This is a genomic window from Psychrobacter immobilis (assembly GCF_904846285.1).
GTDB lineage: Bacteria > Pseudomonadota > Gammaproteobacteria > Pseudomonadales > Moraxellaceae > Psychrobacter > Psychrobacter immobilis_D.
On sequence record NZ_CAJHAD010000009.1, the window covers coordinates 62,585 to 89,243 of the forward strand.

At 42.8% G+C, this 26,659-nt stretch carries 21 protein-coding genes; 10 read left to right on the top strand and 11 right to left on the bottom strand.

The features are described from left to right. Positions 1 to 17: 17 nt before the first annotated feature. Positions 18 to 260, bottom strand: coding sequence for a Sec-independent protein translocase subunit TatA (gene tatA, locus JMX13_RS07320; RefSeq protein ID WP_201611628.1), 243 nt, complete (start codon positions 258 to 260; stop codon positions 18 to 20). Between the two features lie 189 nt (positions 261 to 449). Then, complete coding sequence (gene hisIE / locus JMX13_RS07325; RefSeq protein ID WP_201611733.1) at positions 450 to 1,298, bottom strand: bifunctional phosphoribosyl-AMP cyclohydrolase/phosphoribosyl-ATP diphosphatase HisIE; 849 nt, start codon at positions 1,296 to 1,298, stop codon at positions 450 to 452. Between the two features lie 542 nt (positions 1,299 to 1,840). On the opposite strand from hisIE, the gene rpmI reads away from it, so the two are divergent. The 5 genes from rpmI to JMX13_RS07350 all read left to right on the top strand — a co-directional run bounded on the left by rpmI (position 1,841) and on the right by JMX13_RS07350 (position 7,025). After that, a complete protein-coding gene (rpmI, locus tag JMX13_RS07330; protein WP_011281253.1) occupies positions 1,841 to 2,038 on the top strand; it encodes a 50S ribosomal protein L35 in 198 nt (65 codons plus the stop codon). 158 nt (positions 2,039 to 2,196) lie between these two features. After that, positions 2,197 to 2,553 (top strand): 50S ribosomal protein L20, encoded by a 357-nt coding sequence (gene rplT, locus JMX13_RS07335; protein ID WP_011281252.1) that lies wholly within the window; start codon positions 2,197 to 2,199, stop codon positions 2,551 to 2,553. A 369-nt stretch (positions 2,554 to 2,922) separates the two neighbouring features. Then, the gene (gene pheS, locus JMX13_RS07340; RefSeq protein ID WP_201611637.1) at positions 2,923 to 3,978 is read left to right on the top strand and encodes a phenylalanine--tRNA ligase subunit alpha; all 1,056 of its coding nucleotides are present in this window, start codon (positions 2,923 to 2,925) and stop codon (positions 3,976 to 3,978) included. Between the two features lie 104 nt (positions 3,979 to 4,082). Next, positions 4,083 to 6,488: a phenylalanine--tRNA ligase subunit beta gene (pheT, locus tag JMX13_RS07345; RefSeq protein WP_201611639.1), complete on the top strand. Its 2,406-nt coding sequence runs from the start codon at positions 4,083 to 4,085 to the stop codon at positions 6,486 to 6,488. Between the two features lie 237 nt (positions 6,489 to 6,725). Further along, entirely contained in the window at positions 6,726 to 7,025 is a 300-nt protein-coding gene (locus tag JMX13_RS07350; RefSeq protein ID WP_079692789.1) for an integration host factor subunit alpha, read from the top strand. 281 nt (positions 7,026 to 7,306) lie between these two features. Here JMX13_RS07350 and JMX13_RS07355 read toward each other — a convergent pair whose 3' ends face one another. After that, positions 7,307 to 7,663 (bottom strand): hypothetical protein, encoded by a 357-nt coding sequence (locus tag JMX13_RS07355; protein WP_201546058.1) that lies wholly within the window; start codon positions 7,661 to 7,663, stop codon positions 7,307 to 7,309. Between the two features lie 636 nt (positions 7,664 to 8,299). On the opposite strand from JMX13_RS07355, the gene JMX13_RS07360 reads away from it, so the two are divergent. Further along, positions 8,300 to 9,187, top strand: a complete 888-nt coding sequence (locus JMX13_RS07360; RefSeq protein ID WP_201546060.1) for a neutral zinc metallopeptidase — start codon at positions 8,300 to 8,302, stop codon at positions 9,185 to 9,187. A 139-nt stretch (positions 9,188 to 9,326) separates the two neighbouring features. On the opposite strand, the gene JMX13_RS07365 is transcribed toward JMX13_RS07360, so the two are convergent. From JMX13_RS07365 to trxA, 3 genes are all read right to left on the bottom strand, one after another. After that, entirely contained in the window at positions 9,327 to 9,575 is a 249-nt protein-coding gene (locus JMX13_RS07365; RefSeq protein WP_201546062.1) for a hypothetical protein, read from the bottom strand. A gap of 380 nt (positions 9,576 to 9,955) precedes the next feature. Further along, entirely contained in the window at positions 9,956 to 11,224 is a 1,269-nt protein-coding gene (rho, locus tag JMX13_RS07370) for a transcription termination factor Rho (protein ID WP_201546064.1), read from the bottom strand. Between the two features lie 527 nt (positions 11,225 to 11,751). Beyond that, positions 11,752 to 12,078, bottom strand: a complete 327-nt coding sequence (trxA, locus tag JMX13_RS07375; RefSeq protein ID WP_183620986.1) for a thioredoxin — start codon at positions 12,076 to 12,078, stop codon at positions 11,752 to 11,754. 454 nt (positions 12,079 to 12,532) lie between these two features. Between trxA and JMX13_RS07380 the strand changes: the two genes are divergently transcribed. Together JMX13_RS07380 and JMX13_RS07385 are read left to right on the top strand one after the other, a co-directional pair. Further along, entirely contained in the window at positions 12,533 to 13,246 is a 714-nt protein-coding gene (locus tag JMX13_RS07380) for an RluA family pseudouridine synthase (RefSeq protein ID WP_201611641.1), read from the top strand. Positions 13,247 to 13,379: 133 nt separating this feature from the next. Further along, positions 13,380 to 14,936: a flavin-containing monooxygenase gene (locus JMX13_RS07385; protein ID WP_413786308.1), complete on the top strand. Its 1,557-nt coding sequence runs from the start codon at positions 13,380 to 13,382 to the stop codon at positions 14,934 to 14,936. A gap of 19 nt (positions 14,937 to 14,955) precedes the next feature. On the opposite strand, the gene JMX13_RS07390 is transcribed toward JMX13_RS07385, so the two are convergent. From JMX13_RS07390 to JMX13_RS07400, 3 genes are all read right to left on the bottom strand, one after another. After that, positions 14,956 to 15,891, bottom strand: coding sequence for a D-2-hydroxyacid dehydrogenase (locus JMX13_RS07390; protein ID WP_201611645.1), 936 nt, complete (start codon positions 15,889 to 15,891; stop codon positions 14,956 to 14,958). A 237-nt stretch (positions 15,892 to 16,128) separates the two neighbouring features. Next, on the bottom strand, positions 16,129 to 17,091 hold the full coding sequence (locus JMX13_RS07395) for a response regulator (protein ID WP_201611647.1): 963 nt from the start codon (positions 17,089 to 17,091) through the stop codon (positions 16,129 to 16,131). 83 nt (positions 17,092 to 17,174) lie between these two features. Further along, positions 17,175 to 19,487, bottom strand: coding sequence for a sensor histidine kinase (locus JMX13_RS07400; RefSeq protein ID WP_201611649.1), 2,313 nt, complete (start codon positions 19,485 to 19,487; stop codon positions 17,175 to 17,177). Between the two features lie 748 nt (positions 19,488 to 20,235). On the opposite strand from JMX13_RS07400, the gene rapA reads away from it, so the two are divergent. Continuing rightward, complete coding sequence (gene rapA, locus JMX13_RS07405; RefSeq protein WP_201611651.1) at positions 20,236 to 23,124, top strand: RNA polymerase-associated protein RapA; 2,889 nt, start codon at positions 20,236 to 20,238, stop codon at positions 23,122 to 23,124. A 378-nt stretch (positions 23,125 to 23,502) separates the two neighbouring features. Continuing rightward, entirely contained in the window at positions 23,503 to 24,405 is a 903-nt protein-coding gene (locus JMX13_RS07410) for an acyl-CoA thioesterase (RefSeq protein ID WP_201546073.1), read from the top strand. A gap of 103 nt (positions 24,406 to 24,508) precedes the next feature. On the opposite strand, the gene mutY is transcribed toward JMX13_RS07410, so the two are convergent. Next, a complete protein-coding gene (gene mutY, locus JMX13_RS07415; protein WP_201611653.1) occupies positions 24,509 to 25,741 on the bottom strand; it encodes an A/G-specific adenine glycosylase in 1,233 nt (410 codons plus the stop codon). Between the two features lie 171 nt (positions 25,742 to 25,912). After that, positions 25,913 to 26,620: a hypothetical protein gene (locus JMX13_RS07420; RefSeq protein WP_201611654.1), complete on the bottom strand. Its 708-nt coding sequence runs from the start codon at positions 26,618 to 26,620 to the stop codon at positions 25,913 to 25,915. Positions 26,621 to 26,659: the final 39 nt, after the last annotated feature.

Genomic DNA, 26,659 nt, shown 5'->3' on the forward strand with positions numbered 1-26,659 from the left:
ATGTCACTGTCTAAATGCTATATATTATGCTTGTCATCAACCTTAGTGGTTGTTGGGCGCTCTTCAGGGTGTGCAGTGCCATCATGGTCGAGCACCACCTGCTTTTTGGCATGTTCAGTATTTTCGTCTTTGACGGCTTCTTTAAAACCTTTGACCGCACCGCCCAAATCTTTACCGGCATTTCTAAGCTTAGAGGTGCCAAATACGACAACCACCACCACCAATAAAATCAGCCAATGCGTAATGGAAAAACTGCCCATAATGCTATCCTTTTGTCTTGGTTTTCAGTCTTTATAGGAATACGTTGAGTGTATAGAATATTGCTGTCGTACACAAAAGCTATCGATAGCTTATGCGAATTAACACGTCACTATATTATAACCTGCTGTTATGACAAAAAGGTGAAAGCAACAATAATCAAACAGGGTAATGGCTTATCTTATAAAAAGCTATCGCGCGGCTTTTTCATCAATACCTGAGAGACCAAAGCGTCGACCCAGCTCATTTAATACCGCATCTGACTCGATATCGAACCAAGCCAAACCCACTAAGGTATGAAACCAGACATCTGCTACTTCATAGATAAGTTCATGACGCGCTTCGTCATATTGGGTTTTATCAGTGCTTTCATTGCAATTGGCAAAGTCTTTAGCAGCGATAATGCTCTCTGTACTTTCTTCGCCAACTTTTTCTAATATTTTGTTGAGACCTTTGGCGTATAAGCTTGCCACATACGAGCTGTCAGCATCTGCATGCTTACGCTCGGCCAATACTTTATCTAGCTGCTGCAAAATAGAACAAGTGGTAGCAAGGCTGTTATTTTGATGGGTGTGTGAATGGTCTATATTTTGAGACGGTGCTTCAATAATTTCAGGCGTGGTTTTTGCAGCAGCATTTGTATGATAAATCTCTGCAGGATCTTTTAATACTTTATCGACCGTTTGCCACTCAGGCGTTTGCCCTGATAAATCTAAACGTTGATAAAAACAAGATTCGCGACCAGTATGACAAGCAATACCGCCGGCTTGAGTGACGCTGAGCACAATCACATCGGCGTCACAATCCAGCCGAATATCATGTACGCGCTGGGTATGTCCTGATGATTCGCCCTTATGCCATAACTTGCCACGTGAACGCGAAAAATATACCGCCGTCTGCGATTGCGCGGTTAATTGTAAGGATTCGGCGTTCATCCACGCCATCATCAAAATACGCCCTGACTCATGATCTTGCGCAATTGCAGGAATCAAACCATCAGCGTTAAAATTTACGGCAGCCAGCCAAGCAGGTAAAGTCATCATCTATCGTCTTATAAGTAGAAAGTAAATATTAATAAAAAATAATTAGTAATAAAAAATAGGTTTTAATATAAGGAAGCTCATTAAGCGCCATTTAGACTATCTATCGTTTATGAAAGCGCTTTATCAGTGTCCACTCTCTACTTAAACACAGCTTAGGCTGACATTCAATACGTTAAAGCAGTAAATAAAGCACAATTATATTTGAGCGGAATTTTGATACAATCATAATTGTAAATAAGACTCCGCTAACCTTAGTCTTATTAAGTCTATATAGCTTACCTTCTATCTTTAAGCTTGTGTTTTGAATGGCTAATGATCAAGGTTTAACCGCTTAAAATAAGTGCGATAGTATTTGTGATTAGAAAGAACAACATACGATAAACGCGACCAAAACTTTCCTTGGCAAAACTGCGCATGATCTGTTAAAATAGCGCCTCCCACCTCGAGGCAAATAGAGGTTTAGTGCTTGTTTTCACAGCCACTATTCGTTTTTACTATTTGACGACCAGGTTCTATCAAAGACAAAGAGGCAAATCATCATGAAAGTTAAGATGAAAACCAGAAGCGGTGCCGCTAAACGCTTCAAAAAAACAGCGAACGGCTTTAAGCGTAAGCAAGCATTCAAAAGCCATATCTTGACCAAGAAATCAGCTAAGCGTATTCGCCAGTTGCGCGGTCTGAAGATGGTGGACAAGTCTGACGAAGCAGCAGTTCGTCGTATGTGCCCATACATCTAATAGGCTATCGTCATTTATCTTTAATTAAGCGCTGTTTAATTAATAGCTACTGAATTAAAAATACCTGACTTTGCAATCTGATAACGATGTCTGTTATTCAACTATTTAATGACATCGTGACTCGCTTAACAGTAATTAAAGAAATCTTGGAGTAATTTATGGCCCGTGTAAAACGTGGTGTACAGGCGAATCGTCGTCACAAAAAAATCCTAAAACGCGCAAAAGGCTACTACGGTGCCCGTTCACGTGTTTACCGCGTAGCGGTACAAGCAGTGACCAAAGCTGGTCAGTATGCTTATCGTGACCGTCGCAACAAAAAACGTACTTTCCGTCGTCTTTGGATTGCACGTATCAATGCTGGTGCACGCTTAAACGGCTTAAGCTATAGCCGCTTTATTAATGGCATGAAAAAAGCTAACATTGCAATCGATCGTCGCGTACTTGCTGACATCGCTATGCATGATGCAGCGACTTTCACAGCATTGGTTGAAAAAGCAAAAGCGGAACTAGCATAAATATTAGCCATTCTTTAGGTACGCTGCTTGTTAAGTGCTTATTTATAAGTAATTTTTTCTAAGCGATTATCTATATGGATAGGGATAATATTGATTAATAGGTCGATATTAATAAAAGCTACCGCTGGTCGGTGGCTTTTTTTATATAACATTGTCTGATAATTTATTGTTTAGCGCTATAATCACATACCCTTTTATAAAACAGCATTTATTGCTGTCTAAACTATCGTCGTCTAAATATTCAAGCCATTCAAATCACTAGCATTATCATCACATGCATGGATAAATGGTTTGCAATATTTGGTCAAATCCCTACAATTACCTATCACTATAATTAATAGTCCGTTTAAATCAGGAATAATGCGTCTTATGACTACCCCTGCTGCTACCACCGATTTGTCGGCGCTACCGACCTTGTCCTCAGAGCTAAGCGAGCTCAATGAAGCGCAGCTAAATGAGTTGGCCAGCGCCGCTGAAGCGTTGGTTCTACAAGTAACCGATGTGCGTGCGTTGCAAGATTTGCGTGTGCAATTAACGGGTAAAAAGAGCCCCTTAACTGGCTGGTCGAAGCAGATGGGCAAACTGAGTAGCGACGATAAAAAAACTTACGGCGGCTGGTTACATGAAGTGCGTAGCCGTATTCAAGAAGCGTTAACCGCGCAGCAGCAGCAGCTAGAGGTCGCAGAGTTAAACGCTAAGCTTGCAAGCGAAAGTATTGATATCACCTTGCCTGCTCGCGGTGGTCAAAAAGGTCATTTGCATCCTGTAACTATGATTACTCAGCGTATGCAGCAGTATTTTATACAAGCAGGTTTTAATGTCGCAACTGGCCCTGAAGTTGAGAGCGACTATTATAATTTTGAAGCGCTCAATATTCCGTCGCATCACCCAGCACGTGCGATGCATGACACCTTCTATTTTGATGCGCACTATCTACTACGTACGCACACCAGCCCAGTACAGATTCGTACCATGGAAAAGAACGAACCACCGATTCGTATTATTTGCCCCGGTCGCGTATATCGTAATGATTCTGATCAAACCCATTCGCCGATGTTTCATCAGTTAGAAGGTTTAATGGTTACCGAGTCGAGCACCTTTGCTGAGCTAAAAGGCTTGATTAGTGAGTTCTTAGAAGCCTTTTTTGCCAAAGAACTGACCGTGCGTTTCCGTCCGTCATTTTTCCCATTCACTGAACCTTCTGCTGAAGTCGATATCCTCGATGATAATGGTAAATGGCTTGAAGTCATGGGCTGCGGTATGGTGCATCCGCAAGTTCTGACCAACTGTGGTATTGATGCCGAAAAATACACTGGTTTTGCTTTTGGTATGGGTATTGAGCGCTTTGCGATGCTGTACTACGGTATCGATGATTTGCGCCTGTTCTTCCAAAACGACGTACGCTTCTTAAAGCAGTTTGGCTAGAGTGTTCTTTGTTTATATAAAAAGTGCTCCTTGTTAATACAACAAGTTAATTTGCCAAGCTTTAATCCAAAATCTTTATTATAAAATTCTGATCCGAGATATTTATGAAAATTAGCGAACAGTGGCTACGTCAATGGGTAAATCCCAACAATAGCAGTGAGCAATTGGCTGAACAATTAACCATGGCAGGACTAGAGATTGATGATCGCTTTGCAGTCGCCCGCGCCTTTAGCGGAGTGGTGGTTGGTGAAGTTATCAGCGTCGAGCAGCATCCAGATGCCGACAAATTACGCGTGACTCAGGTTAATATTGGTGCAGCTGAGCCATTACAAATTGTTTGCGGTGCACCCAATGTCACTGTCGGTATGAAAGCGCCGGTTGCGACCGTTGGTGCCGTTTTACCGTCTGATAATGAAGCGGGTTTTGAAATTAAAAATGGTAACCTACGTGGTGTCGACTCTAACGGTATGCTCTGCGGTGCGTCTGAAATTGACTTAACCGATAGCATCGATGGTCTGCTTGAGTTGCCAGCTGATGCGCCGATTGGCATGGATATTCGTGAGTATTTGGGTTTAGACAATCAAATCTTAGATATCTCTATTACCCCAAACCGTGGTGATTGCTTTAGCGTACGCGGAATTGCGCGCGAAATTTCAGTCATTAACGATTTACCAATGCAGCCGCCTGAGATTCCTACCAACGTAGCGGTGACGGATGACGGCGCAACTCTTGCTGTCACCGTTAGTGCAGTTGAGGCGTGCCCACGTTATTTATTACAGTCGATTAGCAATATTGATCGTAGCATCGATACCCCAAAGTGGATGCAAGATGCATTAGTGCAGTCAGGGTTACGCTCGCACAACTTTTTGGTAGATGTAACCAACTACGTGTTGATGGAGCTGGGTCAACCGCTACATGCGTTTGATGCTGATACCATCGATGGCGATATCGTGGTGCGTTTGGCACAGCCTGAAGAAAGCATTACTTTGCTTAATGAGCAAACCATTACTTTAACCGGTGATGAATTGGTCATTGCTGATGATAAAGGCGCGCTTGCACTTGCTGGTATCATGGGCGGTCAACGTAGCAGTGTCACCGATAGTACCACCAATATTGTGTTAGAGAGTGCCTTCTTTAATCAGTTAGCTATTGCTGCACGCGCACGCCGTTTTGGTCTGCATACGGATGCCTCACAACGTTTCGAGCGTGGGGTAGACTTTGAATTACCAGAGCTAGCACTGGCACGCGCTTGTGATTTGATTACTAGCGTTACTGGTGGTCAAGCGGGGCAAATAGTGAAAGCGGAAAGTATTAAGCATCTACCGGCACGTGCGCCTATTACCTTGCCAATCACTAAAGTTCGTGATGTCATCGGTATCGAGATTGAGCCAGCAGTGATGGTACGTATTTTGACTCAATTAGGCTTTGAGGTCGATCAGCAAGCAGATAGCCTGCTTTGCACGCCGCCATCATATCGTTTTGATATGAGTATCAAAGAAGATTTGATTGAAGAGATTGCCCGTATTTATGGTTATGATAATATTCCAAGCGTATTGCCGCATTTGCAAGTCAGTATGGATTATGACGATACGGCGGACCTGACTCACCAAATGAAGCTGGCGCTGGTCGATAACGGTTATATGGAAGCGATTAGCTTTAGCTTTAGTGATGCAAAAATAGAAGCTCTGCTAGATGACAAAGCGCTAGGAGAAGTCCTTGCATTGGCCAATCCTATCTCTAGCGACTTGGCAGTAATGCGCCGTACTTTGCTGTCAAGCTTATTGCCTTGTGTACAATATAACTTAAATCGTCAGCAGCCGCGTGTGCGTTTCTTCGAAACGGGTCTTAGCTTTGTTGGTCAAAGTATTAGCGAATTGGTGCAAACACCAAGTATTGCTTTGGTCGCAGTCGGCGATGTCTGGGAGGAGCAATCGTATCAAAACCGTGCGTTAGACTTTTATGATCTTAAGCATGATATTGAACAGTTATTACCTACGCAAGTGGATAGCGCCCGTATTCGCTATGAGCGTAGCGCGCTTGCCTTCTTGCATCCTGGTCAAAGCGCTAAGCTCTATATTGATGACCAGTATGTCGGTTGGTTGGGTCAATTGCATCCTAATACGGCCAAGCAGTTAGATTTGCCAGCTACTTGGGTGGCTCAATTAGCACTTGCGCCGCTACTGACTCTTGTACGTGAGCAGCATGCCATCACCACCCCAAGCAAATTCCCGCAAGTACGTCGTGATATTGCCATCTTAGTCGATAGCGATATTAGCTTACAGACTTTGCAGTCGACGATACGCGCGGTAGCTGGTGAACTATTGACAGATTTATGGCTATTTGATGTTTATCAAGGTGATAAAGTGCCAACCGGTCAGCGTTCATTGGCTTTTGCTTTGATATGGCAGGACAGAACGCAGACACTATCTGATGAAGCGGTAAAAGCAGCAACCGATAAGGTAGTGCAAGCACTAACCGAACAGCACGCTGCCCAGTTGCGTGACAGCTAATATCTAATCATAAAAATATAAGATTCTCCATAGCCTCCTGATAGGTGAGGCTATGGCGCTTTGCTATTGGTAAAAAAACATAACTAATAGAGATTTTTATACATAAATTACGTTAAGTGGTTATTAATAAAGGATTTTATTAAAATGACGGTAAAAAACCTTTATAATAGCTAACATTAATCTTCATACCGCTAAACCATGATATTCGACATCACGACATAGCATAGGAGTCGTACTGTGAGCACCTTAACCAAATCTGACATGATTGAGCATTTGATGAGTCATCTGAATCTGACACGTCAAGAAGGCCGCTGTTTAGTGGAGAACTTTTTTGATGAGTTGTCAGAGAGTTTGATTGATGGCAAAGAGGTCAAGCTTTCAGGCTTTGGCAACTTCGAGCTTAAAGATAAAAACAGCCGTCCCGGTCGTAACCCAAAGACAGGTGAGCCTGTTGCAGTATCGGCACGCCGCGTCGTCACCTTTAAAACCGGTCAAAAATTTCGTCAGCAGGTGGATGAGCGCTTATTTGATGAGTAAGCTTTGCTAATAGGTTTTGTTAATAGGTTATTTCTGTTGAGCCAATAGCGATGATTAAAGTCATCTTATTGGCTTTTTAGATTTATAAAGCCAATGAATTAATAGATAGGGTAATGAATACTATCCGGCTATTTTAGCGCCATAGCTTAACGTATTTTTTACCTATTCCCTTTTTCGCCTAAACTTTTAAAAGCTTATAGAATCCTAAATAGCAGACATAAAAAAAGAGAGCCTAGGCTCTCTTTTTTTACTACAGTACTTTTTATTATGAAAAATAAAAATTACTGAGCTGGTTCTTCAACTACAACTTCGTCAGCTGCGTCAACTGCTGGAGTTTCGCTAGCTACGTCAACGCTAGTAGTAGTACCGTCTACAGGTACTTCAGCATCGATTTCGTTAGTAGCAGTATTAGCTTGTGCATCAGCGATGTCAGCTGACGCAGCGTCTACAGCTTCAACAGCATCAGCAGGAACAGCTTCGCCTTCAACAGCAGCTTGGTCTAGGTTTTCTTGCGCGTCAGTTACTTCTTCTTTCGCGTCAGATAAATCTTCAGCAGCGTTTTCTTTGTTGCTATCACAGGCAGTAAGGCCCATAGTTGCAGTCATGATACCAGCTAGAGCAAGTAATTTTAAGTTCATAAGGTTTTCTCCGGGAAAATGAAATGATCAGTAGCAGCAAAAAAGGTTGAATATCCAAGATGTCTCAGAATTCAACTAGTATTAATCACAGCTACTCAGCTTCCACGCATTCTATATGATTTCTTGCTAGATAGAAAGGGCCTGTACAATTAAGTAACAATAAAATTGTAAATAGGGTTTTACTTTGCCTATTTACTATAATTTTTAATACAACTAGCCAAATTAATCGACGTATAATCAATGACATCAGTGTGATTTAAGAGCTTTCCTATCAAAGGTTTTCTCTAATGACTAGGGTGCTATTTTATACCCATTTTTTGACTATTGTTAGTACAAATACCATCAAATATAGCCATTGAATGATGAATATTAGCAAGGTATAAATAGCAATGGTATTCGTAAAAGCTATTAATAAAAGTGATAAGAAATTAATCTTTAGGAATCAAGTAGCATGGACGTCAGAAGCACGGTTTGGCCTCTTTTTTTACTGCTAATGGTCAATAAAAAATTGAAAGTGACAAAATAAAATATGCAATCAAGGGATTGAGCGCAATATTATCTAATATCCATAACTATATAACAGCGCTAACGACGATATGTATAGCAATATCTATCGTATTTTTTAGGAGAAATAGTATGAAATGGCAAGACAGACGCGGTAGCTCTAATGTACGCACAAGCACTGGCGGCGGTAAGATGATAGGTGGCGGTATCGGCGGTATTATTATTGCTGGTATTTTATGGTTGGTATTTGGGGTCAATCCGATGACCGCACTACAAACAGGTCAAGTGGTCGCGGGCGGTGGCAGTAATACCTCTACTGAGCCTGCGACCAGTGACGACCGTGATACACGCTTTGTAAAAGTAGTGTTGGCGGATACGGAAGAAGTTTGGCATCAAATATTTAATGAAGCGGGCAGTACCTATAAAGAGCCATCACTGATTTTATTTAATGGGCAAGTCAGTTCCGCTTGTGGTAGCGCTAGTGCGGCAACCGGACCTTTTTATTGCCCAGGCGATCAAACGGTGTATTTGGATACGTCTTTCTTTGTAGAAATGCGCCAAAACTTAGGCATTACTGGCGATGAGCAAGGCTCTGGTGATAGTGAAAATCAAGGAAAAGCGGGAGATTTCGCTCAAGCGTATGTCATATCTCATGAAGTTGGTCATCATGTACAAACCTTGTTAGGTATTACCCAGCAAGTAAATGAAGCCAGCCGTCAAGTTACTCGTGCACAAGCCAATAAGCTATCGGTATTACAAGAACTACAGGCGGATTGTTTTGCCGGCGTTTGGGCACAGCGTAATCAAGAGCGTGTGCAATTTTTAGAGGCGGGCGATATCGATGAAGCAATTAACGCTGCTGGTCAAATCGGCGACGATCGCTTGGCGCGTGCCAGTGGTGGTGAGGTAGTTCCTGATAACTTTACTCATGGTACCAGCCAGCAGCGCGTTCAGTGGTTTACTCGTGGATTAGAAAGTGGCAATATTCAATCTTGCGATACTTTTAGTGGAGCCCTATAAGCAGTAGAGTATTGTAAAAGTCTTGCGTAATTGATAAACATAAAAAAGCCTGCAATTTAATTGCAGGCTTTTTGCTTTAATAGCTGAAAATTTCGTAATATAAAATCTTATAAGATAGCTATTAAAATCTTAAAATAAATTAGCGGCGAGTTTGGTCAAGAATGTACGCACCAGCGCCACCAATTGCAGCACCACCTAAGGCACCGCGCGCAATACCTTTACTATTGCTGCCACTTTTAAGAAGGGCACCAGCAGCTGCACCAGCGGCTGCGCCTTTAGCAGTGTTGTTTAAGCCAGAGTTATAACCATAACCGTTATTAGCACAACCGCCCATCATAAGAGCAGAGCTAGCAATAGCTGTTAGTGCAAAAGTTTTAGCAAATTTCATGGTGTCACCTATTAAGTCGTCAAGTTTGAAATCCAATATACAGGATGTATCTAAATATGTCTGTACTACTTTGCATAATAGCCTGTTTATCTCTTTCTAGTCGTAGTAAAAAAGCTAATCTTTGCAAATAATCTGTAAAGTATGTTGCTTTACTATATCGGCGGTAGGGCTTTTGCTTACAGTCATTGTATTAATAATGAAAGTCCGCTAACTCTTTTTAAGAATTATCCTAGCAATTTCTAGAATAGTTGATGGTTTTTAAGGCTATAAGAAGAAAGTATTTAAACGAGCATTTGAAAAATAAAAAAGACCGCCCTAAGGCAGTCTTTGTTTTTCAAACCTATAACTAGATAATCAAGCTAATAAAATACGACTATCAATTAGTTTTGTGATTTACGTTTCATTTGCTCAAAGAACTCGTCGTTGGTCTTAGCTTCTTTTAGACGGTCTAGCAAGAACTCAGTCGCTTGGACGCCATCCATTGGTTGAAGTAGTTTACGCAAAATCCAAACTTTACGTAGCTTGTCTTCATCAAGCAGGCGCTCTTCGCGGCGCGTGCCCGATTTTTTGATATTAATGGCTGGGAAGACGCGTTTTTCAGCCAAGTCACGCTCAAGTGTAATTTCTTGGTTACCGGTTCCTTTGAATTCTTCAAAGATAACGCTGTCCATTTTACTACCCGTATCAATCAGTGCACTGGCAATAATGGTCAAGCTGCCGCCTTCTTCGATGTTACGTGCAGCACCAAAGAAGCGCTTTGGACGCTCTAACGCATTGGCATCCAAACCACCGGTCAATACTTTACCTGACGATGGAATCACGGTGTTGTAGGCGCGGGCAAGACGGGTAATAGAGTCAAGTAAGATGACCACGTCTTGTTTATGCTCAACCAAACGCTTGGCTTTTTCGATGACCATTTCAGCCACTTGGACATGACGTTGTGGCGGCTCATCAAAGGTAGATGCTACGACTTCGCCGCGTACGGTACGCACCATCTCAGTCACTTCTTCTGGACGCTCGTCAATCAAGAGTACGATTAAATAACACTCAGGGTTATTACGGGTAATTGACTGCGCGATGGTCTGTAGCAGCATGGTTTTACCCGCTTTTGGCGGGGCGACGATAATCGAGCGCTGACCTTTACCAATCGGGGCAATTAGGTCAATAATACGACCAGTCAAATCTTCAGTCGTACCATTACCCAGTTCAAGTTTTAACTGCTCAGTAGGGAATAGCGGCGTTAAGTTCTCAAAAATCAGCTTATGACGTGAGCGATCAGGCGTATCAAAGTTAATCTCACCGACTTTTAATAGCGCAAAATAACGCTCAGAATCTTTTGGTGGACGAATGGTACCAGCGATACTGTCGCCAGTCTTTAAGGTAAAGCGACGGATTTGACTTGGGCTGACATAGATATCGTCAGGACCTGCTAAATAAGAGCCTTCAGATGAGCGCAAAAAGCCAAAACCATCAGGAAGAACCTCAAGCACGCCGTCACCATAAATGGCTTCACCGTTACGGGCATGGGTTTTTAAAATAGCAAAGATAATGTCTTGTTTACGGCTACGCGCCATATTATCAAGACCCATGTCTTTGGCGATGGCCAAAAGCTCAGCGATTGATTTTTTCTTTAATTCAGTAAGATTCATAGATAGGTCATTAGCAGTTGGTCAGATGAGAGATGCCATTATCAGCACAAATCAAGACATTGATTAAACAAGGGGATATAGGGCGATACAGGTATATACATAGCATTGGGGTTTATGTAGGATAGATTTTATGTGCCAGCTTATGGAAGCGTTGCAAGAAATATAGGCACGCTCATAAGAGGTAAAAATAAAGAAGTCTACATAAGAGTCTGCGTCAAAAACTCAATATCAGTAATTGTGTTTAATCATTGCGTTCAGTAGTGGTGTTTTATAATGACGATTGTGTTTTTGTTGATAAACACGAGGAGAATAGCGACAAGACACTTAGGAAAATAGTTAGTTTTCTCTTGTCAGCAGACTATACGGCCTTCAGGCTTGCATTGTCAATAATTTTTGCCAAAAAATTCGCATAATCTCGTTTTTTGCTCAGAAAAGCAGCAAAAAAGCCATTATCTGCTGCAGACAATGGCTTTTTTGATGTCGGTCTTTATATAAAAACCTTTTAGTAAACAACTACTAGAAAACGATTATAGATGTTTATCCAGTACGGCTGCCAATGCTGCTTTTGGCTGTAGACCCATCACTGAATCGACTTTTTCGCCGTCTTTAAAGACAAACAAGGTAGGAATGTTGCGAATACCAAAACGGCTAGCCGCTTGTGGGTTATTATCAACGTCGACTTTAACGATTTTAACTTTACCTTGGTACTCAGTCGCTAAATCTTCTAAAATAGGTGCGATCGCTTTACAAGGACCACACCAAGTTGCCCAAAAGTCTACTAGAACTGGCACGTCTGATTGTAGGACATCTTGGTCAAAGTTTGCATCGGTAGTGTTAACAATAAGGTCTGACATAATTTATCTCTCTTGTTTTATTATTTCTATTACCAACCATCGATATAAATATGAGGGTCATATTAAATAGATGAACGGCTAAAGAATGGTTAAGCAGGGGTGAAATTCTGCCATTATATTAACATGTTTGCTCAAAGTTGACAGACGCAGGCTGGTTAAATTGTTTAACAATTACTATTAGCACAATAAATCGAAACATAACGATACAGGTTATGTTTTATCTGTCACTTGTCATCGCTGTCGTCATTTTTAACGTAAATCCAGTCGTCGCTTTTAATAATGGTCAAATACTGATTTATTATTATATTTAATAGGTCATTCAAAGTCGATTTTGTTCAAAATGAATTTTATCCAAAATTAAGAGTAGTTTTATTAACAATGGCTTTGATATTGAAGTTAATGAATATCAAAACCTTATCAATATATAACCCATTACTATAAGTAGCTAAATTTTATGCCTTTCACTGATGAAAAAATAGACGCCCTGAACGCCCAAGAAAATGCGTATCCACTCGAGTTTTTTCAGACATTTGCGCAAGCCGTGACCGTCTATGAAGACGATGATATTTGGGTCGTCAATAAGCCTGCAGGCTTATTGAGTGTCGATGGTAAAACGCTCAAGGTGAGTTTATTGGCGCGGCTTGAGCGCGCCAATCCGGCGGTTAAGTTGATTCATCGTCTAGATATGGATACCTCAGGGCTACTGATTTTTGCTAAAAATGCGGCGGCACAAACCCATATCAGTAAGCAGTTTATTGAACGGCTGCCGCAAAAAAGCTATCAAGCACGTGTTTTTGGTCAGTGGCAAAGCGTCGGTGCTAAAGGGGATATATCGGTGCCAGTACGTTATGAGCCTACAACCAAGCCACGCCATATCGTCGATCATGATTGGTCAAAACATGCGCTGACGCTGTATGAGGTGCTGGCGCATGAAGAATGCAATGGTGAGCCAGTCACTCGCGTTCTGCTAAAGCCTGTGACCGGTCGCAGTCATCAGCTACGCGTCCATATGGTACATGTTGGTCATGTGATGATTGGCGATCCAATTTACGCCGAAGGTACGGCATTAACCATTGCGCCACGGCTCAATTTACATGCCCAACAATTGCGTCTTAAACATCCTACACTTGGCGCGTGGATGGACTGGGAAAGTCCAAGTCCCTTTTAAATGGCTTGCTGTTAAACTGAGTTTATAAAACCCATCATGCAAAAACAAGGACCGTATTATGCTTGATATGAATACCGCCAAAAAGGCGCTTAAACAGCGCTTTAAACCTAAATCGTCGTCATCCGCCTCAAGTATGCCAGTCGATTTTGAAGTGCTTATTATCGGCGCTGGTATTGCCGGTATCGGTATGGCGTGTCGATTGCAGCAGCAAAAGCACAAAGCGCTGTTTGGCCATAAAAGTCCAAGTCGCTTAAAACAGCTAGTAAAAAGGAAGCAGAAAAAAGGCACACAGCGCTTTGTGATATTAGAAAAACGCGCGGATTTGGGCGGTACGTGGGATTTATTTACTTATCCTGGGGTGCGTTCCGACTCTGATGCTTTGACCTTTGGCTATAGCTTTCGTCCGTGGTTGAACCATCGGGTATTGGCAAAAGGCGGTGATATTAAAAGCTATATTGCCGATACGGCGCGCGAGTTTAGTGTCACTGAGCATATTCGCTATCAGCATGAAGTACAGCAGCTGTCTTGGTCAAGCCATAACCAGCAATGGACAGCGACGGTAAAAAACCATGTAAGTGGTGAGGTGTTTACCTTAACGGCAAAGTTTGTCGTGGGTGCCACAGGCTACTATGATTATGAGCAAGCTTATCGCCCGCATTTTGATAAAGAAGAGGACTTTGAGGGCGCTATTATCCATCCACAGCATTGGCAAAATGTTGATTATGACGATAAAAAAGTCATCATTATTGGTAGTGGTGCGACAGCGATGACGTTATTACCAGCGCTAGTGGACGAGGCGGGCGAGCAATGCGCGCAGCATGTTACGATGCTACAGCGGTCGCCGACCTATGTGGCAAGCGTACCGGGCGATGATTATGCGCTTGATTGGTTGGCAGGTAAGTTTTCGCCATTATCAAAAACGCAAGCTTATAAGCTACTGCGCGCGCGTAATGTGTTGATGCAACAAGGGACTTATCGAGCGGCTGTGTTTGCGCCCAAAGTGATGAAAGCATTATTAAAACGTGGCGTTAAAAGCGAATTAAAGGGCAGCGGTGTTAATATTGCGCACTTTATGCCTGCTTATAATCCGTGGGATGAGCGGCTTTGTGCGGTGCCAGACAGTGATTTATTTATGGCATTACATGGCAACAGAGCCGCCGTGGTGACCGACCAAATCAGCCACTTTACCAAAACTGGCATCATGCTTGATTCTGGTAAACACCTCGATGCTGATATTATTGTGACCGCAACCGGGCTAAAGCTGCAAATGCTTGGCGGCGCTAAAGTATATATTGATGGGCAAGCAATCGATATCGGCTCGCGCATGACCTATAAGGCGGTGATGGTTGAAGGCGTGCCAAATATGGTGGCGCTATTTGGTTATACCAATGCTTCGTGGACGCTAAAAATTGACTTGGCTTGTCAGTATGTGCTGCGCTTGCTCAACCATATGCATAAGCACCGTTATCAGGTAGCTTTGCCACACGCAAAAACTGCACATAGCGAGGCGCATACGCAGCCAGATACGGTCATGGGTGCGCTAGCGGCAGGTTATGTGCAGCGCGCGCAACACGAATTACCGAAACAAGGCGACATCTATCCTTGGCGGGTCACCAATAATTATCTGAGTGACCGGGTGATGCTAAAATACCGTAGAATAAAAGACGATTGGTTACGCTTCAGTCGTTAAGATTTTTAGTGGCTTTTGTTCAATTTTTATCGATAAATTCCGAGACTTGCTTGCTTAAGATTTGCCACAAGGTTTCTTGCGCGCTTTTACTGCCCCACGCGTTATGTGGACTAAATATCACCCGCGGATGGTTAGCAAGGGTTAATAAAGGGTCGTCTTTGACAATCGGCTCTTGCTCAAATACATCGGTGGCATAACCAATTATTTGCTGGTTGTTAATCGCATCGGTCAGCGCTTGGCTATCGACGATACCGCCACGGGCGACGTTAACAATCAACGGCTGCTTAACCATCTTCGCTAAGGTATCTTTATTAATCAAATGCTTGGTTTGCTCGTTTAATGGGCAATGTAAGCTTAGTACATCAGACTGCGCCAGTACCTCCTCAAACGCCGTGTAGTCATCATTACGCGGCGTACGTCCTTGGTGCTCCGCCCACAATACCGTCATACCAAAGGCGCGGGCGATTTCGGTGACGCGTTTGCCAATGTGACCAACACCAATAATACCAAGCGTCTTATCTTCCAAATCTATCAGCGGTATATCGAGCAAGCAAAAATTACCATTGTTTGCCCACGTACCATCAGCGACTTTTTCATGATAATGAATGCCAGCGCGCATGGCAGTTAGCATCAACATAAAGGTATGCTCGGGCACGCTTTTGACCGCATAACCCGCGACGTTATATAGCGCAACATCATGCTTAGAGCAGGCGTCTTGATCGACATTATTCATGCCTGTTGCGGTCAGTTGGATAAGCTTAAGCTTGGGCAAATTGGCGATGATGTCAGCGCTGATTTGGACTTTATTGGTAAAAATAATGTCGGCATCTTGACAGCGCTCAATAATCAGCTCCCGAGGCGTATCATCGTAAGTAATGTAGTCAGTAACGCCGGCAGGTGCTGGCAAGTCGACATTGTCAGAGAAAGTACCTTTGTCTAAAAAAACCGCTTGCATGATGCTTCCTTATCTCATTGTTATTTTAAATAGATTACGTTTTAAATGGTTTTGCATTTTAAATAGGCTTGCATAGTTATCCGCTTAATGTAGCACGTTGCAGGGTTTAGTCAAAAAGCGTGTCAAACACCCCGTTAAAAGCACGTAAAAAAGCCGACAACAAAAAACCTCTACTTCAAGGTGAAGTAGAGGTTTTTTTATGGAACAGTCGTTTTTGTGCGTATGTTGTTTTTGTGCTTATAAAGAAAAACGCTTACGCAGTTTGCCAATAAGACTACGTACGCGGCTGCTTAAATCAATACGCACGTCGTTTTCAGGGTCATGTTCAACTTCATAACGTTTGACCAATTCAGGGCTGGCTTTTAATTTCGCATGATGTTGGAATGCACGATTGACGCTAATCTCAAGCAGGCTGGCGCGCATTGGTTTTGGTAAGCAGCGATAGACCTGACCTTTATTAATCAAATCAATGAGCAAACCCGCATCCTGAAATTCAGTCTGTACCAAGACCACCAAGTGCGGCGCATCTTGTTTTAAGGTAAAGATAATCGGCGCGATATTTTCGCCGCTGACATTGATGTCGGTAATACACACGCCGATATCTTCATTCGCCAAATAATCGTAAGCTTCTTCCAAGCCTTTAGCATGCAATACTCTATAACTGTTAGAAAATTGCTTACGTATTTGCTCAATCAGATCGTTGGTCTCATCGATGACCAATAGCGTTTGCTTGTTGCCTGAGCTGTCGAATTGCTCAGCGTCTTCGTCTGGGTTATAGGTCAAAGCAATTTCGGTGGCGCGACTAATGACTGCAAGTAGCTCCTCAGATTTACAAGGCTTGGTCAAATAACGATAAATCTCACCATCGTTGATAGAGCCGATAATTGCATTCAAATCAGCGTAGCCGGTTAATAAAATGCGCATGGTAGACGGCGATACTTCTTTGACTTCACGTAAAATATCAACGCCGACACGCTCAGGCATACGTTGGTCACTGACCGCGACGTGTACGTGATTGTTTTTGATATAGTCGATATACTCAGTCGGGTCAGTAGTGATAAAAACGTCATGCGTTTTACGAAACAACAGTTTCATCGAACGTAAAATACGTTGTTCATCGTCAATAAACGCCAACTTCGGCTTTGGTTCAAATCCTAGCTCAGCGCTAGAGGTTTCCATTTCATTTTCAAATTCATTCATGATGTTATCCTTATGATGAAGAATAGTGCTATAGCTTTATATAATCATTAAAATAGCAATTAAAATAAGACAGAACCTAGCGTTTACGCTGCTAGGCTTTGTTCGGTTAAATCATTATCAATTGGTAGCGTTAAGGTAAAGGTAGTGCCAACGCCTTCGGTCGAGACGGCTTTAATGTCGCCATTATGCTGCTCCATAATCTGCTGACTGATGGCCATCCCAAGACCCGTACCTTCGCCTGCGCCTTTGGTGGTAAAGAACGGCTCAAAGATTTGATTTAGCACTTCGGTACTCATACCTTTACCGTTATCGCTAACATCGATATAGACATTGCTGGCATCGGCGCGCGTCCGCACTTCGATTTTGCCATCTGGTTTCTCTCCCATGGCTTGCGCGGCGTTATTGAGCAAGTTTACCAAGACTTGGTTAATTTGCGATGGTGAGCATTTAACCTCAGGTGTCGGGGCAAAGTCAGTGACAATTTCTTGATGTCTAATAGAGTTACCAGCGATTTTCAATGACGCTTCGATGCACTCACGCACATCGATGGTTTTCACTTTTGACTCATCAAGACGAGCAAAGTTGCGTAGGTTTAGAACCATTTCGGTAATTTGCTCGACGCCAAATAATGAATCTTTAATCAGCTCTTTAAGCTCAGCGGACAAATCATCTTCTTGGATTTCATCCGACGCACGGACGATATCAGCCAATAGCTTATCAATTTTGCTATCAGCAGTCGCGTCAGTTTTAACGGCTTTTAACCCCTGTACCAGTTCAATTAACTCTTCGTATTGCTCGGTCAACTGACCGATAATCTCAAGGTTGTTCTGCACATAAGACAATGGCGTATTTACTTCATGAGCAACACCAGCAACCATTTGTCCCAAAGTTGCCATTTTTTCTGAACGAATCAATTGCAGCTGTGAGTTTTTCAGCTCTTTTAGCGTGTCTTGTAGCTCAGCCGTACGTTCTTCAACTTTAATCTCTAGCTGCTGGTTAATATTGGCAAGCTTACCTTCGTTAGATTGGATACGGTCTAGTAGGTCATTAATAGAGCCGTTTACCAGTCCAATCTCGTTGCGACCTTCAGCGAATTTAACGTCGCTTAGCTTATTATATTGCTTATCGTTAATCAGGTTTTCCGCTTGCGAGATTTTATCGGTGGTTTCTTTTAATGGTTTAAATGCTAAATAAGTGAGCATAAAATAAATCAAACCAGCGGTGATAAGTAGTGCCAGTGCAATCCAGTTAATCAGATTTTTACTTAGATTGTCAGCGATGGCGTTAATTTCAGCGTCAGGCTGGACGACGATAAGTTTCCAGTAAGTCTCGGGAATCTCAAACACATAGGCTTGGCTACCATTATAGTAGCTGTCTTTTTCTAACTCAAAGCTCTGCAATAAACGGCTGTCCATGGCATTTTGCTTATTTTCACCGTTATTTAAGTAAGCGGCGTAGTTGACGAGATAATAGCCTTTTGACGTACCGGTTTCGGCTTTATCAAGCGTGGTCAATACCTGCTGAACTTGCGGTGATACGCTGGCGGCAACGCGCTCGATAGTTTCGTTACGCTGAGTATCTAAGAAGTTTAGTACCGGATTCCAAGCAGGGTCAGCGTTGATAACTTGTTTGATATCAAGCGGTGTGCCGGTTTTTTCGTCGATATAGCTTAAGCGCTCAGGGTTTGAGGAGGCGATAACTTTATCACTGTTATCGAGCAGTAAAATATAACCTGAACCAGAGCTTTCACTTAACTTAACGATGTTTTCTTGCAGCTGGTTTAGGGTAAAGTTGACCGTACTGGCACCCCAGAACTGGTTGTCACGCTCGATGGCGACACCGCAACTCATCGCAAGCTCGCCTTTGGTTTGGCTCGCGCGTACATGGTTCCAGATACAGCTTTCAGGTTTGAGCAATTTCAAAACGCTAAACCAGTCTTCTTGATAATAAGGATTGGCAGGATTTGGATCGCTGAGTACCGCTTGATAATCGCCATTTTGACGCACCATCAAAAACGGATGGGTCGCGGCATTGGCGCCCAGTGCGCCTTTTTCTGGCCAAATGCCGCCACTACCTAATAAGTTATAATCGCGCTTATCAAAGGCGTTGGCGGTACTGGCTTGCAAAATCGCTTCTTGTGGTGGCAGCGTTTGCGCGCTTTGCTGCAATAGCAAGGCACTACGCATCACGCGATTGATATCAGCTGAAATACTATTTACCGCTGTATTACCACGCTCAGCGACCAGTTTTGCTGATTCAAGGCGAATTTTTTCATAGCCTTCTTTATCAACAACATACACAACAACCGCTAGTACGACCGCAAAAGCAATAAATAGAATGGTCGTCACTTGGGTACTGACTTGGTTAAAAAAGCCAACTTTTTTGGAGGCACTCATGAGGGGATTGTCCTTGGATGATCGTGACCACAAAGCAGACTGCGGATAATATTTGCTGCTAGCAATCGATGATGTGGTTATACATCAGCTCTATAAAAATGGGATTTGAGCATCAATACAGCATTGTAATCGGGTAAAATTTTTATAACTAATAGGAATTTAAAAATTATTAAATCATAACTTAATAGAATATATTAAACAATATTAGGCCTATTTGGTGATTTAAGAGACGTTCATAATCGTTTTTAAGGGTTTAAAAGCTATAGAGATTAAGCGCTACTACTAAAACGGCTATCAATAAGCTGATAAAATAAATGGAATAAATAGAGAATGAGACTGGCTAATAAGTTTTAATAACAATAAGAAATGTTATATTGCATATCTTAACAATATAGAAACAATTTTATGATAGCAATATTTTGTGTTTAGTTGCGAGGTTTTTACGTACTTGCGAGTCGTTATATGTTGATTTCTAAAAAGTTACTTAAGCTGAGTGTTGCAATAATCTTGCCAAAAACTGCTCTTGAAAAGTCAACTTAACGCACTCATCTAGGCGCTAACGTTATATAATGGTCTGTTTTATCATTCGACCTAGCTTTTAAGTTGGGTTCCCCTGATATCGCCAATGACCAGCAGCTTATTAATGACATTGAGCTATTAAGCCAGTAATGCTAGCTTGACCAGTAATCGTAGCTTGCTTCATTAACTATCTATTTTCTTATCATCTGAGTACAAAAGACATCGCCTTATGACTATCTCTATCGCTTCATTGCACAGCACCGAATTCGCCGTTGGTCAACGTTATTTATCTGATACGGAGTCTGAGCTTGGCTTGGGGGTGGTTATCGATGTCGATGACCGCTGTGTGCATATCCTATTTCCACAAAGTGAAGAGACCCGCGTTTATGCAAAAAACTCAGCGCCGTTATCACGCGTGGTGTTCAAAGAAGGCGATAGCATTTCTGACCAAGCCGGTAAAACCTATACCGTAACTGCGGTCGAAGAAGTGATGGGCGTGCTCAAATATAGTGTCGATGAGCACGAGCGCGGCATTATGGAAACTCGTCTGGCTGCTAATATCACGCTTGCTAAGCCGCTTGAGCGCCTGCTCGCTGGTCGTATTGAACGTGGCGATTGGTACGAGCTGCGCCAAGATATCCTGCGTATGCAGTCAGCGCTTGCCGGTCATCCGCTCAAAGGCTTGATGGGTGCGCGCGTCGATATTATTGAGCATCAGCTTTATATTGCTCATGAAGTTGGCAAACGTATCGCGCCACGTGTGTTGCTTGCTGACGAAGTAGGTCTGGGTAAAACCATTGAAGCGGGTTTGATTATTCATCAGCAGCTATTGACTGGTAAAGCTGAGCGGGTATTAATCCTTGTACCAGACAGTCTGCAGTATCAGTGGATGATTGAGCTACGCCGCCGTTTTAATTTGAATTTTGCTTTATTTGATTTGGTACGTACCGCAGCGATTAAAGAACACGACCCTGAGCAAAACGTTTTTGCTACTGAGCAATGTATCATTGCCGGCATGGATTTATTGCTCGACCATCCTGATTTATATGACCAAGCGATGGAAGCAGGTTTTGATTTATTGGTCGTCGATGAAGCGCATCATCTGCATTGGGATGAGGCGCAAGGCGGCAATGATAAATATGACTTAATTGCTGACTTTGCCGAAGAAACACCGGGTGTGATGCTATTAACAGCAACGCCAGAACAACTTGGCGCGCAAAGTCACTTTGCTCGTTTGCGTTTATTAGACCCAGCCCGCTTTGATGACTTGGATGAATTTATCGATGGTCAACAAGCTTTTGCAGAAACGGCAGCGGTTGCTAGTGTCTTAATCGAAGATAAGCCTTTAAGCGACGGTCAAATTGCGGCATTAAGCAGCTTACTCACTATTAGTATCGATGAATTAGCAAACATTAACGAAGACGAAAAACTACGTACTTATGCGCTCAATGAACTCCTTGACCGTCATGGTACTGGGCGTATTTTATTCCGTAATACCCGTGAGAGCGTTAAAGGCTTTTATGGTCGTAGCAGCCAGCCGTATCCATTACCGCTACCTGAAGCATGGGTCGATAGCTATCAAACCAATGGTAAATTGCGCGAGCAGCTTTGGGGCGAAGAAAATCAACCTGATGGTAGCTGGTTAGAAGATGACCCGCGTGTGCCTTGGTTGATTGATATTTTAAAGGGTGAGCTCAAGCATAAAAAAGTGCTGCTGATTGCCCGTAGTGGTGCGACGGTTGAAAGTTTAGAGGCGGTATTGCGCCTCCATGCCGGTATTAAGACCGCTATCTTTACCGAACAGATGACCCTGCTTGAGCGTGACCAAGCGGCGGCGTTCTTTGCCGATAGTGAAGGCGCGCAGATATTATTATGCTCGGAGATTGGCTCGGAAGGTCGTAATTTCCAGTTTGCCAGCCAATTGATATTGTGGGACTTACCGGCCAACCCCGATACCTTAGAGCAGCGTATCGGTCGTCTAGACCGTATCGGGCAAACGCAGCAAATTATGCTGCACGTCCCTTATGTCCAAGGTACCGCGCAAGAGCGTCTGTATCAGTGGTATAACGATGCACTAAATATGTTTAATCAGATTTCACCGACCGCGCAGAGCGTGCAAGAGCAATATATCCAAGACCTAAAGCCGATGCTCGAAGGCGCGGATAACGACGCTAATCGTACGACATTGCAAGATATTATTGATGCCGCGCTACAAACGCGTTTGGATCTAGAGGCACAGTTGCAAGCGGGTCGCGATCGTCTTTTAGAGTACAACTCATGCCGTCCGCGTGTCGCTGGTCGTATCGCTGATGCCATGCGTGAATTCGATGGGCATAATCTATTGCCGCAATTTATCGAGCGCTTTTTTGCTTCCGCCAATATTGACCACAATATCCAGCGTGATGGTTCTTGGGTGATTGCACCGATCGATAGCACCGAGATTAGCGATTATATCGACGGTCTGCCACTGGGTGATGAAGACGGCATGACCTTGACCTTTGAGCGTGAACAAGCGCTGCAGCGTGAAGATATCGAATTTATTACCCATGAGCATCCATTGATGCGCGCCATTTATGAGTTGGCAAGTACCAGCACCTTTGGTAATACCACGGTTGCGATGTTAAAAAGCGCTGCCGTACCACAAGGTATGGTATTGCTTGAGGTGAACTTCCGCGTCGAAGCCATTGCGCCAAGATTGCTTAATTTGCCTGCAACCTTAACCACACAAAATATCCGTGTCTTTATCAGTGAGCAGGGCAGTGATTTATCCGCCCGTATCAGCGCCGATATGATTATGCCGCACATTGAACGTTTGGATAAAAACCGTGCCCGCCAAGTGATTAAAGTACGCGGCGATGTGATTGAGCAGCGCTATTATGAAGCAGAAGACATTGCCCGTCAGCAGTTGGCTGATATTGGTGAACAAGCCAGTGCCCGTTTTAGCCAGCAGTGGTCGCGTGAAATCAAACGCCTAAAGCATCTGCAAACGATTAATCCTAACGTCCGCCCAGAAGAGATTGAGCGCTTAGAGCAATTAAAAGCCCAAGGTGAACAAGCACTAGGTAATTTATCGCTCGTGCCGGATTCTATCCGCGTGCTGGTCGCTGTAAAACCATAGTTTTAAGACCAATAAAAAGCGAGGTGTCTAATCGTCTCGTTTTTTATTTATGTTTGCTGTCTTAGATAGTGGTTTTTTCATTATGATTAAGATACTAAAACTAAACTACTAGAACAAACCACTAAGCGGCGACTGTCTAGTCAAAATCTCTAATATTCGTTAAGATGATTGTCTTTTCGCTTTATAATGAGTTACCAGTAATCATTTTACTGGTCATTTATTGTGCGCTCTAAGCGTTATCTTGTAGATTACTGCAAGCCATTACATATTATTTTAAATTAAAATGCCGAATTGGCTTAAGCCATATCGTATTGATATCGTTGAGTGCTTATATCCAAATGCTTGGCGTTATTGATCAAAATAAGGAAACCTATCGTCATGTCTGATTATCCGCAACTGATCGATGAGCTGCTCGCTACCGTCGCGCTTATCGAAGTCAGCCCTGATGTTTTTGAAGGTAAAAGCCACGACTATGTGGGCAGTCGTATTTTTGGTGGGCAAGTGCTGGCGCAAGCGATTATGGCCGCTTCGCATACGCTCGATAAAGACAAACCTTGTCATTCACTGCATGGTTACTTTTTGCGCGGTGGTGATATCAATCAGCCGGTGATTTATCAAGTACGCCGTCTACGTGATGGTCGCAGTCTATCTGCGCGTGAAGTAACGGCAATTCAGTATAAAGAAGTGCGCGGTAAAGCGCCTGTCGAGCAAGTGATATTTTCGATGATTGCTTCATTTTCACCGATGGAAGAGGGCTTGGAATATCAAGAAGACATGCCTGTTTATCCGCCGCCAGAAGATTTGCTTGCCGAGCAAGATTTAAAAGAAGAGTATGTTGGTAAAGTCCCAGATGCCCTGAAAGCGCGCTTTATGCGTCACCGTCATGTCGAGATTAAGCCGATCAAACCGCGTGATCCGATTCATCCAGAACCGATGAAGCCCAAGCAAGCAAACTGGCTACGTATCCGTGAGCTTGGCAAGCAGCCAGTGGCCATTCAGCAAGCATTATTGGCATTTTCGTCTGACTTTTATTTAGTAGGTACGGGGCTGATGTCACACGGTGTTAGCTTTATGACCAGTGGCTTGCAAGCGGCCAGTATTGACCATTCGATGCATTTTCATCGTGAGTTTGACTTAAATAATTGGTTGCTATATGACATGTGGAGCGATACCACTTCTAATGCCAAAGGCTTAAACCATGGTCAGTTTTGGCAAGATGGTCGATTGGTAGCGACAGTACAACAAGAAGGTTTGATGCGGTTGCGGGTACCGAAGTCTTAAGCTTTTCAGTTCTATAATAAAAAAGCTTCGATAATAAAAAAAGCGACTCAGAATATATTTTGAGTCGCTTTTTTTAGGAGTTTTATTTGGTTGCAACAACCTATTATTCTAAAATCTTAACCATCGCTCGTGGCAATCCAAGAGTTGCCTGCGCATCATTAGCATTTAACCAATTAATATTAATTTCTGCCGCTTGTAAGGCTTCGGTTATATCAGTCGCCTGTTTATCGTTTAAAGTTAATGATTGCGGCGTTAAATACCAATGAAAATGGGTGAGTGAATGCTTAATCGGTGCATCGTCCAATAAGGTTTTGTTAACCGATTTTCCTATTAATTCATTTTTGTCTAGCCACTTATTGATAATCTGCTCAGCGGTGGTAAATTCTGTTTCGTATAATTTTTCATTACCAGCCACTTTTGATGATATATCGTTAATTTCAGTAGTTTTTTCTGCAGCAGTTTTAGCATTCACCTTGCCGCTAATCTTTTCTACAAACTCTAGCGGCAAACTCCATAGTCCGCCCCAAATACCATTATCAGGACGCTGTAGCCAAAGTATTTCGCCATTTTCGTTTTCAATAAGCAATGCATTACTAAATTTACTGGGTTTGGGGTGTTTTTTAGCTTTGACTGGATAATCAGTTTCGCGACCCTGCGCATGGGCAAGACAATCCTCTTGCAGTGGACATAGTAGACAAGCAGGTTTGCTACGCGTGCATAAAGTCGCACCCATATCCATCATGGCTTGCGCAAACAATCCTGAATTTTCCCTAGGCGTTAAACGCTCCGCCAACGCCCACAGCTCTTTGGTAGTAGTGGATTTAGTGATATCACCATCGATAGCTGCCCAGCGTGTGAGGACACGTTTGACATTGCCATCACAGATCACACCATAACGATGCAAGCCCATTGCCATAATCGCCCCAGCGGTAGAAGGCCCAACGCCAGAAATTGCTTCCCAACCTGCTAGTGTCTGCGGAAATTCGCCCGTTTCATTGATAATCTCAACCAACTGCTTCGCGCCTTTGTGCAAATTACGCGCCCGCGCATAATAGCCAAGCCCCGCCCAATGCTCCGCCACCATATCCCATTCTGCTGCGGCTAAATCCTGCACGGTCGGAAACGACGCCATAAAACGGGCAAAGTAGGGTAGCACTGTCGTTACCTGCGTTTGCTGAAGCATGACTTCGGATAGCCAAACAATATAAGGATTGGGCGTGTCAGTTTGATGCTGTTGCCAAGGCAGATCATGGCGACCATTTTTGGCAAACCAATCAAGTAGGCGAGGTGCGAAGGAGTTTAATGATTTAAGTGTATGCTTGAACGAGTTTTGCAATGAGCTTCCTAAAATATTAGATAAGATGCGGTCGCCTGCACCTATTAAAAGAGTTTATGAAAGAGAGGTATTCTGAGAGCTAGCGTATTAAATGTATCCAATGCAACTAAAAATCAATTTTTTTATTGGTGGATTCGGCGAACCCTATACAGTTAAAATCTGAATTACTGATTATCTCAAATTACGAATCAGTGCGTCAGAATAATCTTGATGAGCTATTAAATCTAGCTTATATGACATATGTTCTTCTAAAGTCAGTTCAGTAGGGATTTTGACTCCTTCATATTCGAAGATGTTTTCGCCTATTCTCTGTGCTAGTTTAGACATTGCTATGATAAACATTTCACCAAAACTACGACCCACAAGTGTCATCTGATTCATATATCTTTGTTGCGCAGATAAATTAGAATCTATGTGAGCACCACCACCTTTATCTGCTAAGTTTCTAATAACATCTTTAATCGTTAAAGACGTTGGATAGTGGGTTAGATGCTGGTTTACCCATGTAGGTATGTCTACTTGTTTTTCATTTTTTGCTGGAATTAACTCTGCTATCGCTAGTCCATTTTTATATTGTTTTATTTCAAGTGGCATAGAAGATATTCGATTAGAGCCCTCAGGATTTTGTAGTAATTTTAATGAGGAACTTTGATTATTACTCCAGTCTATAGGTTCCAATATATTTAATGTTATTTGAGGAAATACTCTAGGGAGTAGTGAATTATCATTTTTACCTCTAGAGTCACAGAATAAAATTCTCAATTGACCGGCAAGAGGCTTATACATATGATTGTCATTCTGATAATAACATTTTAGGCAAGAGTCAATTATAAGAAAGGATTCTTTAAGTTGTTGTTTCAAATAATCATCTTTACTCATATGTAAAAGCCTTAATTATTTTTTGTCGATACATGTTTT

Bases quoted from the DNA above. Each gene is read 5' to 3' on its own strand.
- pheS (WP_201611637.1), top strand. From the start codon at position 2,923: ATGACTACCCCTGCTGCTACCACCGATTTGTCGGCGCTACCGACCTTG.
- JMX13_RS07360 (WP_201546060.1), top strand. From the start codon at position 8,300: ATGAAATGGCAAGACAGACGCGGTAGCTCTAATGTACGCACAAGCACT.
- hisIE (WP_201611733.1), bottom strand. From the start codon at position 1,298: ATGACTTTACCTGCTTGGCTGGCTGCCGTAAATTTTAACGCTGATGGT.
- JMX13_RS07395 (WP_201611647.1), bottom strand. From the start codon at position 17,091: ATGAATGAATTTGAAAATGAAATGGAAACCTCTAGCGCTGAGCTAGGA.
- rho (WP_201546064.1), bottom strand. From the start codon at position 11,224: ATGAATCTTACTGAATTAAAGAAAAAATCAATCGCTGAGCTTTTGGCC.
- JMX13_RS07420 (WP_201611654.1), bottom strand. From the start codon at position 26,620: ATGAGTAAAGATGATTATTTGAAACAACAACTTAAAGAATCCTTTCTT.
- rpmI (WP_011281253.1), top strand. From the start codon at position 1,841: ATGAAAGTTAAGATGAAAACCAGAAGCGGTGCCGCTAAACGCTTCAAA.
- JMX13_RS07365 (WP_201546062.1), bottom strand. From the start codon at position 9,575: ATGAAATTTGCTAAAACTTTTGCACTAACAGCTATTGCTAGCTCTGCT.
- pheT (WP_201611639.1), top strand. From the start codon at position 4,083: ATGAAAATTAGCGAACAGTGGCTACGTCAATGGGTAAATCCCAACAAT.
- tatA (WP_201611628.1), bottom strand. From the start codon at position 260: ATGGGCAGTTTTTCCATTACGCATTGGCTGATTTTATTGGTGGTGGTG.
- JMX13_RS07355 (WP_201546058.1), bottom strand. From the start codon at position 7,663: ATGAACTTAAAATTACTTGCTCTAGCTGGTATCATGACTGCAACTATG.
- rplT (WP_011281252.1), top strand. From the start codon at position 2,197: ATGGCCCGTGTAAAACGTGGTGTACAGGCGAATCGTCGTCACAAAAAA.
- trxA (WP_183620986.1), bottom strand. From the start codon at position 12,078: ATGTCAGACCTTATTGTTAACACTACCGATGCAAACTTTGACCAAGAT.
- JMX13_RS07400 (WP_201611649.1), bottom strand. From the start codon at position 19,487: ATGAGTGCCTCCAAAAAAGTTGGCTTTTTTAACCAAGTCAGTACCCAA.
- JMX13_RS07380 (WP_201611641.1), top strand. From the start codon at position 12,533: ATGCCTTTCACTGATGAAAAAATAGACGCCCTGAACGCCCAAGAAAAT.
- rapA (WP_201611651.1), top strand. From the start codon at position 20,236: ATGACTATCTCTATCGCTTCATTGCACAGCACCGAATTCGCCGTTGGT.
- JMX13_RS07385 (WP_413786308.1), top strand. From the start codon at position 13,380: ATGCCAGTCGATTTTGAAGTGCTTATTATCGGCGCTGGTATTGCCGGT.
- JMX13_RS07410 (WP_201546073.1), top strand. From the start codon at position 23,503: ATGTCTGATTATCCGCAACTGATCGATGAGCTGCTCGCTACCGTCGCG.
- JMX13_RS07390 (WP_201611645.1), bottom strand. From the start codon at position 15,891: ATGCAAGCGGTTTTTTTAGACAAAGGTACTTTCTCTGACAATGTCGAC.